Annotated in this window: 1 protein-coding gene; it reads right to left on the bottom strand. The window is 34.1% G+C overall.

Going from position 1 to position 3,810, the window contains the following annotated elements:
• Nucleotides 1-3,810: two-partner secretion domain-containing protein (locus tag CKF59_RS06565; protein ID WP_119535147.1), on the bottom strand; the 3,810-nt coding region annotated here is incomplete at both ends.

Genomic DNA, 3,810 nt, shown 5'->3' with positions numbered 1-3,810 from the left:
CTGGATTCTCAGTGTTTTCACCTGAAACGTGTTGGTAAACACCTGTACCCGTATCAAATTCATGCTGAACTAAAGAATCACCATTTTTATAGTTGTCTTTATTACCAACTAGTGGATTTGTTGTCTCTGATCCAGAGTTCCAAGCAAATAAACCTTCACCATTTGCGTAGTAAACCTTACCTTCTTCATTGTACTTATCTGTATCTAAGTCACCTAATTTACCTTCAGGGATTGGATTTTCACCTGTGAGGTTATCGTAAGGAGTATTTCCTTTCGCAACATTATCATCTGATAAGTAGTGTTCTGTACGAGTTAAAGGTTCACCAGTTGTATAGTTATCTTTATTAGCTACAAGTGGATTTGTAGTTTCTGCACCTGAGTTCCAAGCGTATAAACCTTCTCCATTTGTGTAATAAACTTTACCTTCTTCGTTGTATTTATCAGTATCTAAGTCACCTAATTTACCTTCAGGGATTGGATTTTCACCCGTTAGGTTATCGTAAGGAGTATTTCCTTTAGCAACATTATCATCTGATAAGTAGTGTTCTGTACGAGTTAAAGGTTCACCTGTTGCGTAGTTATCTTTGTTAGCTACAAGTGAATTCGTAGTTTCTGCACCAGAATTCCAAGCATATAGACCTTCACCGTTTGCGTAGTAAACGGTATCTTTGTCGTTGTATTTTTCTGTATCTAAATCACCTAATTTACCTTCCGGAGTTCCTTCTTCGCCAGATAAATCATCATAAGGTGTGTTACCTTGTTCTACATTATCATCAGATAAATAATGCTCAGTACGGAATAATGCGTCACCAGTTATAAATTCATAACTAGGATCCATTTTATCTATACCAAGATAACGTTTGATTACAGTATTAACGATGCTGATATTACTACGATCTGAAGCATGGATAGTTGCATAACCAGTATCGTTACCAGTAAAGCTTGAGTCTGTTAAAGATACACTATCACCATAGATGTTTAGATTCGCAGCATCAGATTTGTTAGTTCTTAAAGCTGTTACTGACCCACTTTCACCATGAGCTGTTAAGTTAACAGTGTATACACCTTTTAATGTCGCATCCGTTAAAATTACAGATGAACCATTTACAGTTGTATGGTTTACAGTAGAAGTTAATGAGGAATTTGTTAACTCAACATTACCATTAGCAGAAGTAACAGTTACATTCGTACCAGTTAAACCTGAATTATTTTTAAGGGTAACACCCTCTTTAGCTGAAACATTAACCTCACCAGTTGCAACTTCAACAGTAGTATTATCTAAAGTTAAAGTTTTGTTTAGATCAACAGTAAAGCCTTGTTTTAATTTAAATTTGTTATTTGTAGCTTCAACTTTTTCACCTTCTAAAGTAACACTATTGATCTCAACATCAAAGTTTCCTACTTTAGCAGTATCACCAGCTTTTACAACTACGTTTGCATCTGTACCTAAAGTATAGTTCGCATTATCACCGAACACTTCAGCATTTTTACTAGATTCAACACGTAATGTACCATTAGTACTAATATTATTATTTGCTACAGTTACATCAGAATTTGTCGCTTTAAAGGTTACAGAGTTAGAACCATTAATTGTACTTTGTTGTACATTTAATTTATCAACCGCAGTAAAACTTGCATTAGAAGATTCTACTTTTGAATTTCTAACATTTACTGTACCACCTTCTACAGTTACATTTTTTGCTTTTACATCAAAGGCATCAATGTTTGCTTCTTTACCAGCTTTTAAATTTAATGAAGCATCTTCATTTAATTTTATTTCAACATTTCCATTTAATGAGGCAGTACCTGTAGTATTAATACTTAAGTTACCTGAAGCTACATCTAACACCCCTTTATTAAAGGTAATGTCACCATTAACAGCCTGTAAAGCAGTTTCTTGTTTAGTTTCAATTGTAGAGTTATCTACGACAAGGTTTCCATTTACAGTAGATAAGTTAGTACTTTGTGTATTCGCGAATTTACTATCTTTAACGTTTACACTTTTAACTTGGAAATTAATATTCGCTGTACCTTTTCCATCAACGGTAGAATTTTCTACAATTAGGGTTGCTTTAGGAGTAACAACGCCAGTTCTATCAGAAACTGTAAAATTACTATCTTTAATTGTGAAAGTAGAATCTACAGAAGCTCTTGGAACTATATCTAAAGCTTTAACAGCTAGAGTTGTACACGTAAAGGTTGCATTAGAATTAGATTTAAGATTTAGAGTTGCATTCTCAACCTTTATCGTACTATTCGTTGATTCAAAACCACCATAAGAGTTTGCACGTAGGAATGAAGTATTAGTACCAGTAGCTATTAAAGTAGAGTTAACTAAAACTGTTTGCCACTTGGTTCCAGTATAATTATGGTAATCATTTTGTGAACCAAGAACAAAACTACTTGCTTTAAAGGTAGAATTTTTTGCACTAAAGCTATGTCCTACAATTGTTAAGGTTGAGTCAATATCAAAACTCGAATTCTCAATAACAATATGTTCTGATTGTGAGTTGATATTTAAAAATTTACCATTGCTACCTTTAATTACTGCACCTTTTATCTCGATAGTTCCACTAGAGATTAAGGTAACATTAGTTTTAGATAATTGACTATTAATTAAAGCATCAGTAACCGTATTAGACCATACCACATTACCATCATACCAATTACCAATAGCAGCTGGTCTTGACGTACTACTACCATGCACTATTTTTAGCGTTACAGGATCTAGTAACCACTCTCCATAGTAATCAATCCCCAAATCAGAAATAGCACTTACATCAAAGTTATCTCCAAAATCGATATATTTACCAGAGGTTTCTACTAAACCACCTTTACCTGATTTTGACTCTGCAAGGAATTGACCGTCAACATAAGTCGCATTACCCCATACAGCGATGTCACCAGCATCACCTGTAGCAGAAGTATCAACTTTTGCACCTGCATCAATTACAGTTACATCAGAAAGCTTGATATTACCTTTACCTTCTGCGTCACCACCAATCTCAACTTTTCCGCCGTTAGCTACGATAGATGAACTTTCACCTACACGTACTTTATCACCTAAAACCTGTACTTTATCTTTTGCTCTTATTTCAGCATTTGTAACAACAACACTATCTTTATTAGTATTGATATCAGCATCTTTTAAGTCGATTGATGTTAAAGTATCATCTTTTGCAGTACCAGCACCATATAAAACTACAGTACCACTTGCATCAATTGTAGCTGAAGAAGCATCTTTACCGTAGGTTGACATAATATCTGCAAATGAACTGTCGCTATTAGCTCCGTGAGCTACTTTATTAGCAACCATAGTTACATTTTTACCGATAATTTGACCTAAGTTAACTGCTTTGTTTTCAGCTGTTACTTTATAAGAGATTAATGGATTATTTAAGTCTTGGATGGTAATTGATTGACCTGCTAATAGGAATATAGAGCCATCACGAGCTTCTAATACCCCAGTATTCATTACGCTACCACCAATTAAGCTTAAGCTACCATCTTTACCAACTTTGATCATCCCTTGGTTGATAACTTGAGCAATAGCTTTGTCTTTATCTTGATTAAAAACGTAATTACCGTTTAAGAAGTCTTCATTAGTAATATCCAGTGTTGACGCCACTAAAGATGAAACATCTACAGCTGCATTTTTACCGAATACAATACCTGCAGGGTTTACAATGAAAACTTTACCATTAGATTGTAAAGAACCTAAAATTTTAGAAACTTCACCACCTAATACACGATTTAATACCGCAGAGTCAGCAGATTGTTGAATAAATTTAACAATTTCATTTTCATTAA

The organism is Psittacicella gerlachiana (genome assembly GCF_003585965.1).
Classification (GTDB): domain Bacteria; phylum Pseudomonadota; class Gammaproteobacteria; order Enterobacterales; family Psittacicellaceae; genus Psittacicella; species Psittacicella gerlachiana.
Note: the sequence above shows the minus strand (reverse complement) of the source record. Positions and strands in the feature narration are given on the sequence as shown.